This is a genomic window from Geminicoccus sp. (genome assembly GCF_035556675.1).
In the GTDB taxonomy this organism is placed as follows: domain Bacteria; phylum Pseudomonadota; class Alphaproteobacteria; order Geminicoccales; family Geminicoccaceae; genus Geminicoccus.
Map to the genome: position 1 here is coordinate 1 of NZ_DATMFZ010000239.1, position 2,996 is coordinate 2,996.

Below are 2,996 nucleotides of genomic sequence, written 5' to 3' on the forward strand. Positions count from 1 at the left end.
GAGCAGGCCGACGCTGCCGCCCACCGACATGAAGGTGCCGGGCTTGGGGTAGGCAGGGGTGGCGGGCGGCACTGCCTCGGACACGATCCGCGCATCCGGGGCCTGCCCGGCCAGGCGCTGGGAAATTTCCTGGGCCTTCAGCTCGAACGCGTCGTGGGCCTGGCGCCGGGCGCGTGCCTCCTCCTCCAGGGCCGCGAGCTCCTGGCGGCTGCTGGCCATGCCCGCGGCATCGCCCTTGATCGCCTCCAGCTGCCGGGCCAGGCCGTCGGCGCGCACCCGCGCCATCTCCGCCTCCATGTCGAGCTTCTGCAGCATCTGGCCTTCCGCCGAGGCGAGCTTGCGGGCCAGCTCCTTGCGCCGGCTGCGCAGGTCGACCACGCGCGGATGACGCTCGCCATACTGGGCGAGCAGCTCCGCCTCCTCGCGGGCCGCGGCGGCATCCAGCGCCAGCAGGGCCTGGTAGGGCGACGGCTGGCTCTCCTCGGCACCCAGGAGTCCCTGGCCGCGCCTGGCGGCGTCCTTCAGCCGCGCGGAGCGGACCTCGCGGGTCTCCGCCTCGATCCGCGCCTCGACCAGCTCGCGCGAAAGCGCATTGAGCTGGTCCTCGCCGCTGCCGAGTGCCGCCACCAGGGTAGGCCTGGCGGCAGCGCGCGCCTGCTCCAGCCGGGCCTCGGCACTCGAGAGGGCGTCGCGCAGCTGGCGGCGACGCTCGGCCAGCCGCTCCTCGACCCGGCCCGCCGCCTCCAGCTTCTGGGCGATGCGCGCGGTGACGAACGCCTCGGCCACCTCGTTGGCGACCTCAGCCGCGCGCCTGGGGTCGTTCGCCTCCCAGGTGATCGCGACCACGTGGCTCTTGCCCTCGCGGCTGCCCTTGAGCCGGTCGAGGAAGCGGTCGAGCAGGCGCGGCGAGGGCTCGCCCGGCAGGGCGTCGATCGGCACCTCCACCGGGCCTTCCGGCACCAGGCCGGCCAGCCAGGCGACGGGGCGGGCCAGCGGGCCCAGCCGCTCCTCCAGCTCCGACCCCAGATCCAGGCGCTGGATGACCTCGCGGGCCATGGCGCGCGAGGCGATCTGGCGGATCTGGCTGTCGAGCGTACCGCTCTCGGGCGGGGCCACGATCTGGTCCAGCCCGTCCGGCCCGCCGAACGTCACCGGCTCGTAGATGACCTCGGCGCGGGCGACATAGACCGGCTCGATCAGAGTAGCGGCCAGCCCCGCCGCCGCCACGCCCAGCGCGGTCATGCCGACCAGGACCGGCCAGTGGCGCCGGAGCACCCGAACCTGGTCCGCGATCCGGGGTTCCGCGCCCACCGCACCCCTCGGCTGTGCCCGATCCTGCGTCATGCCGCCTTGCCCCGCGCTGCCGGGCACCGACGATAGCGCATGTTCGGGAAAATTCAACCAAACAGCGATTTTTCTAGAGAAACTTGCCAGTATTGGTTGGGTATCCGGGCTCACTGGCGGTGCTGCTGCCATCGGTCAGCCGCAGGACCAGCGGCACTGTCCCGGTACCGCCACGGGCCTGCCGCCAGGATGGCAGAACCGCCGGGCCGGCGGAGGCAGGGCCGGGCTCGGCGAGTGCCGCCGCGAGAGCCGCGGGCTCCGGCCCGAGCGCGCCGTCCGGGCGTTGGGTGGTCCGCCAGCGCAGCAGGGCCTGGATGACCGGCTGCGCCAGCTCGCCCAGTGGCGCGTAGCCGCCAGGCAGGGCACCGGCCGCCAGTGCTGCCCGGTCCGCCCCGCTCAGCTGTAAGGCGCCCAGCCTGGCGGCAAGCGCGGTCCCGATCAGCTCGTGGACCGGGCCAGCCGCCACGGACCCGGCGCCGTGCGGTTCCAGCAGCCGCTCCAGCGTGCCCTGCACGAGCCCGGCATCGATCCGCTCGGTCCGGATGCCCAGCGCATCGGCGAGCGCGTTGCGGCCGGACCACGCCGTCCAGCCGTACACCCGGGCCGGGCCCAGCGCGTCGGCCGCCAGCACCGGCAGCAGCGCACCGGCGCTGCTCAGCTCGAGCACCGCCAGCTCCAGCCCCAGCCGGCCCGTCAGGCCGCGCAAGGCGGTCAGCAGAGCCAAGTACAGGTCGGCCGGCTCCTCCGGCGGCGGCACCCGCAGGCCGGTTGCGGCCGGTACCAGCCAGCCGTCGTCCTGCCTGGCCCAGCGGGTCAGCAGCAGGCTTTCCTCGAACGCCGGTGCCAGGGCCACCAGACGCCGCGCCGGATCGAGCGCCAGCGAGAGGCCGTCGAACACCAGTTCGCCGCCGCCGCCCGCCGCATTGGCCAGGACTAGCGGCAGGCCGGTCTCGGTGACGCGCTGGACGGCGTGCTGCTGGCGGCGCTCGAACCCGCCCGGCGCGAACGGCAGGGCCGCCGGCACCAGCAGGATCTCCGCCCCGCTCTCCGCCAGCGCCTCGGCGACCTCCGGCACATCGAGCTCCGCCCCGGCCAGCACGCCCAGCCGCCAGGGCGGCCCGTCGGGGCAGGGCAGGGCCAGCGGGCCTGCGAGCTCGCCCGGCGCGAACCGGCAGGCCTCGGCCAGCCGCGGATCGCGGGCGAGGCCCACGCGCCAGCGCCGCCCGAGCTCACGCCCCTGGCCCAGCAGCACGCTGGCGAGCCGTGGCCGCCCGCCGTCTTCTGGCCGCCAGGGCAGGCCCACCAGCACCGCCGGCCCGCCCTGCCCGGTGTCGGCCTGCCCGGTGTCGGCCTGCAATGCCCGCAGCGCATCCGCGGACCTCGCGCACAGCCCGGCCTCGTCCGCCAGGGCGGGCAGGCCGGTCAGCGCCAGATCCGGGCAGAGGAGCAACTGCGCCCCTTTGGCCGCATCGCGCAGCCGGCGGATGGTCTGGAGGTTGGCCGCGACATCACCCGGCACCGGGTCGAACTGGGCGATCGCTAGGACGAGATCGGACAAGGCTGAAGACTCCACCGCGACAGACCGCCACCGCTTCCGGCATCGGCCGGCGATTGCGGCAAGCGATGGGAGCGCCGGATCTTCTCTTTCGGAG

Annotated in this window: 2 protein-coding genes; both read right to left on the bottom strand. The window is 75.0% G+C overall.

Features of this window, described 5'->3' with window-relative positions; genetic code table 11:
• A partial coding sequence (locus VNS22_RS17010) for a GumC family protein (RefSeq protein ID WP_325734486.1) occupies window positions 1-1,311 on the bottom strand: 1,311 nt, incomplete at its 3' end.
• A 106-nt stretch (window positions 1,312-1,417) separates the two neighbouring features.
• Complete coding sequence (locus VNS22_RS17015; protein ID WP_325734488.1) at window positions 1,418-2,902, bottom strand: nitrilase-related carbon-nitrogen hydrolase; 1,485 nt, start codon at window positions 2,900-2,902, stop codon at window positions 1,418-1,420.
• Between the last annotated feature and the right edge of the window lie 94 nt (window positions 2,903-2,996).